Here is a 3,461-nt window from a genome sequence, read left to right on the forward strand (position 1 = left end):
GGGCTGTGGGACGGCGCTACCGAGAACAAGACCGTGGTACGCGCTCTGCTGGCCGACCTGGTTGACCGTGGCCTGGACTTCGATGATGGGCTGCTGGTGGTCATCGACGGCGCCAAGGCCCTGTCGGCGGCGGTGCGCGAGGTGTTCGGCGCCAAGGCGGCGATCCAAAGATGTACCTTGCATAAGCGGCGCATTAACCGGCCCTCGCGGCCAGGGTCAAGCAGACGGGTCGGTCGAATGATGGCGGCGTAGTCGTTCGAGGTGTTGATCGAGACTGGCCGCGACGCGCTCATGTCGGGCGGCTTCGTCGTCCCAGCCGCGGGCGTGGGCATCGGCCTGCAGGGCGCGGATGTCGTTGAGTTGCGCGCTGATCGTCGTGGTGGCCGCTGGGTCGGGGACGAAGAAGTCGCACTGTTCGCAGATGTTGGCGTAGGGGCAAGGCCCAGCGGCTTTGGGGCGGGCGCAGAAGCCATGTGCGAGTCGGGTTTTGAGCATCTCGGCGTGCAGCCAGGCGACCTTGTCGGGCACCGGCGGTGCGGCGTTGACGGAGGTCAGTGGGAGCAGTTGCCCGGCGCGGACTTTGTCCATCGCCGCCTGGTAGGCACTGCGGATGGTCGGGGTGGCGAGCTTGGCATAGCGCAGCGTCATCTCGGGGGTGACGTGGCCCATGAGCGCCATCAGCGCAGGCAACCCGATACCGCCGTTGATCAGGCTGGTGCCGAAGGTGTGCCGCAGCTGATGTGGCGTGATGTGTAGCAGCTGCCCGTCGCGGCCGCGCAGCCCGGCGACGGCGGCCGCGTCGAGCAGGCCCTTGCGCAGCCGGAATGACGTTGGCCGACGGCCGTGTTCGAGGAACAAGAACTCAGTTAGCCGACCGTCGCGGGGGTGAGGTAGCGCACGCTGGCGGCCCCGTTGAGCAATCCAGGCGTCGATCACCTGCACGGTGTCGGGATCGAGCGGCACCATGCGTTCGGAATTCAGCTTGCCGACCGGCACTCGCAGCCAGGTGCCGTGACCGGCGAAGTCCAGCAGGCAGTCCAGTTCCAGGTCGAGCAATTCGCCGATGCGCATGCCGGTGGCGCGTAGCAGCAACAGACCGGTACGCACCAGTGCGTCATCGAGATTCGCAATTGCGGTCGTCAGCGCCCGGTCGACGTCTGGGGTCAGCGCTCGGGGCAGCGCGTCGGGGATGCGCGGGATGTCGGCGTAGAACAGCAGCCTCCGCGGCGGCGCCGACGGCCAGCCCCAGCCGGCGATGTCTTCGAAGAAACAGCGCAGGTCGACCACGTCTTGGTGGAACGCAACCACGCCGATGGTGCGGCGCTCACGGTTCTTGCCGCGCCACGGCCGGGTCCGCGCCCACGCCAGATAGGGCTCAATGTGGCGGGTCCGTTCAATCTCCTCCAGCCGGGTCACCTCAGGGTGGTGGTCGGCCAAGTAGTCGAAGAACACCCGCAAAGCCTTAGTTCGCCCGGCCACTGTGTAGGGGCGCAGCGTGGTGGTCATCGTCTGCACGTAGCGGAGGACCTCGGTGCGGATCAGCGGCTGGCGGACACCGGCGGCGTGCACAAGTGGCCCAACCGCCACCGGCCCGCTCTGCCGTGGCGGGGTAGTCAGGCAGCCGAGCTGATAACAGGCCTGCTGCAAGGCGAACAGCCGGTGGCGGGCGTGGTGACGCGCCGAGGCAGACAGCGCGGCCGATCCATCCAATTGTCCAAGCACAGAGGCGAAGTCGTCCTCGGTCAGCTGCCGAACGCGCTTTCCCACATGTAGGCAGATCGTCGAGGCAGCCAGCAGCCCGACCTGCCGCTGCCAGTTGCTGCTCCAGCCCAGCACCGCGGCGGCTTCGGCGACCGCGGCCAAGTTGTCCGGCTCGTGTTCGGCCCACTGGACCGGCAGTCCGCACCCGGCTGGTTTGGCCAACAGTAACTCCACATCCGGGACCAGGTGCCGCTGGATGAAACACCACGAGACGAACGGCCACGCTTTTAGCCGGTGCAGGTCCATCAGCCGGGCCGGGGTGGGCCGGCGCATCCATACTGTCGGGTCGGGAAAGCGGTCCACGAAGCGGCGCGCGCTGCGACGCCGCGCGAATCGCACACTCGCGCAGGGCGACACCGTGTCGACGTGCGCGTCGTAGGCGGCGATCAGCTCAGCTGCGCCGCGCAACGGCGCGGCGTCCAGCACGCTGGCCGCCACACTCACCACGGCGATGCCTTGCGTGCAGCGGTGTACTCGGCGGCGAGGGTCTCGGCCGACAGGTGCACGTATTTTCCCGTTGTCTCCGGGCTGGCGTGCCCCATCAAATCCCGCAGCGCCAGCAGATCGATCCCGGCCGCGGCCAACTGCGTGCCATAGGTGTGCCGCAGCCGGTGCGGGCGCACCCGGGCCGCACCCGAGCGGGCCCGGTGGGTGCGAAAGATCCGACGCATCCCAGCCTCGGTCAACGGCTGTCCCGCGGTCGGCCCGCGCAACACGACGAAGCATTGCTCGGTCGCGCAATCCGCCGGACGTTCAAGCCGTAAGTAAGCAGCGAGTTCGGCGAAGAAAGGCCGGTCCACCGGAACCACTCGTTCCCGACCACCCTTGCCGACCACCCGCAACTGCCGGCGGCCGACGTCCACCTCAGCCAACAACAGACCGCGGACTTCGGCGGCGCGTAGTCCGCCGAGCAGCATCAGCAGCACCATCGCGCGGTCGCGGTGAGTGTTCAGGTCGCTCAGAAACGCCTCAACCTCAGCTAGCTCAAGGCTTTCCGGCAATAGCCGCTGCTCCCGCACCAGCCGGCCGCCCGACCGCCGGTGACGAGCCGGGATATGGCCCAGCAGGCCCCGACGCGCCCGAAGCCCGCTGGTGCGCCGCGGCGCCGGCACCGGACTGGCCATCACCACGCCAGTGATCACCGCGAACTCGAACAGTGCCCGCACCGCGGCGATGCGCCGGTTCTGCGTCGCAGCAGCGGCGCCCCGCCGCTCGGACAACCGGACCACTGTCGAACCCGCCGTGCGCTTGGGCTGCGTCTGCCAGTCCAGATAGTCAAACAAGTCGGTCGGCCGCACCTCGGCCAGACCAACCCCCTGCCCGGCGAGGAACCGCAAAAAGTTCAACACGTCATACGCATACGCGCGCCGCGTCGCCCGAGCGAAGTTCCTGCCCTTCAGATGCGCCAGGAACCGGTTCACCATCGCGACGTCGTCGCGCTGCCCAATGGCGACCTGACCGGCAATCAGGAAGACGTCTCCGTCACCGGCAACCCGAAGCCCCATCGGCACCTCCAAGCGGAAAGCCCACCAACCTCTAGTGTCAGCACCCACGAGCCTCACTGGTGGGACCTCACCTGCACAGAGCGTGTCGCCCTTCCGAGGGCCGGTTAACGGATAATTTGATGGCCATCACCCCAAAGTCCTCCTGGCCGTGGGTGCGCACCCTGCTGCACTCGGAAGGGCGACACGCTCTGTGCA

2 protein-coding genes and 1 pseudogene are annotated in these 3,461 nt (G+C 67.9%); 1 reads left to right on the forward strand and 2 read right to left on the reverse strand.

Going from position 1 to position 3,461, the window contains the following annotated elements; genetic code table 11:
* Positions 1-192: pseudogene (locus tag VN856_RS14595) on the forward strand (transposase); the annotation flags it as partial.
* 24 nt (positions 193-216) lie between these two features.
* Here the strand turns inward: VN856_RS14595 and VN856_RS14600 are convergent.
* Both VN856_RS14600 and VN856_RS14605 read right to left on the reverse strand, forming a co-directional pair.
* On the reverse strand, positions 217-2,208 hold the full coding sequence (locus VN856_RS14600) for a tyrosine-type recombinase/integrase (protein ID WP_325690203.1): 1,992 nt from the start codon (positions 2,206-2,208) through the stop codon (positions 217-219).
* Complete coding sequence (locus tag VN856_RS14605) at positions 2,202-3,266, reverse strand: tyrosine-type recombinase/integrase (RefSeq protein ID WP_325690205.1); 1,065 nt, start codon at positions 3,264-3,266, stop codon at positions 2,202-2,204. Before VN856_RS14605 ends, VN856_RS14600 begins: the two co-directional genes overlap by 7 nt.
* Positions 3,267-3,461: the final 195 nt, after the last annotated feature.

The organism is Mycobacterium sp. (assembly GCF_035603715.1).
In the GTDB taxonomy this organism is placed as follows: Bacteria; Actinomycetota; Actinomycetes; order Mycobacteriales; family Mycobacteriaceae; genus Mycobacterium.

Coding starts and splice junctions, on each gene's coding strand:
- VN856_RS14605 (WP_325690205.1), bottom strand. CDS start 3,266: ATGGGGCTTCGGGTTGCCGGTGACGGAGACGTCTTCCTGATTGCCGGT.